Raw genomic sequence first — 656 nt, 5'->3', positions numbered from 1 at the left:
CTAGCGACGGCCTACACAGCGGTTTCGGCCACGGTGGGCAATCTGGCTGCTGATGGTCTGTGGCGCATGCAGGCTCAAGCCGGGAGCGGCGGGAATGTCCAGGCGAGCGTTGTCCTGCAGGTCCGCGCGACCACAGGCAGCGGGTGGATCACTGCGGGCACGCTCTGGGAGGTTGGTTCGGTTGGCGGCGTCCCGTTCTCGCGCATTGTGCTGTTCGCAGATCAACTCGTCCTGACTAACGGGGCGGGCACGGCGATGCCCTTTGTCTACGACGCGGGCGGCTTGCGGCTTGCCGTGGCCAACATTGGCACGATCACTGCCGGTGTCATCAAGGCGCCCGACGGCAAATTCGTCTTCACCGTAGCTACTGGTACAATGGAGTGGTGGGACTAATGTCTCGTGGTTTCCTGAAGGACATCAACGGCTCCAAGCGCATGCGCTTTGTGAAGCCGGGCTATGATGCCAATAACCTCAACGTGCCGCCCAATGCCGTCATCTTCGATAGCGAGGATGCCGGCGGGCTGTTCATCTACCGATCGGGGTCTTGGTCGGGCGCTATTCCGGGTGGCGGCGGTGCCTACATCGCCACCTGGCCGAGCCTTGGATACACGCCGCTGGCGGTCGTCCAGAACGGTTCGCCGGGGGCGGTATCGGGG

The 656-nt window shown here is 63.6% G+C and carries 1 protein-coding gene and 1 pseudogene; both read left to right on the top strand.

What is annotated here, in order from left to right:
• A pseudogene (locus tag AC1DWF_RS35320) lies at positions 1–393 on the top strand (phage tail protein); the annotation flags it as partial.
• On the top strand, positions 393–656 hold a 264-nt coding region (locus tag AC1DWF_RS35315; protein ID WP_476843120.1), incomplete at its 3' end, for a hypothetical protein. The pseudogene AC1DWF_RS35320 and the gene AC1DWF_RS35315, both read left to right, overlap by 1 nt.

This window comes from Aminobacter sp. P4_D5, from assembly GCF_056401815.1.
Note: the sequence above shows the minus strand (reverse complement) of the source record. Positions and strands in the feature narration are given on the sequence as shown.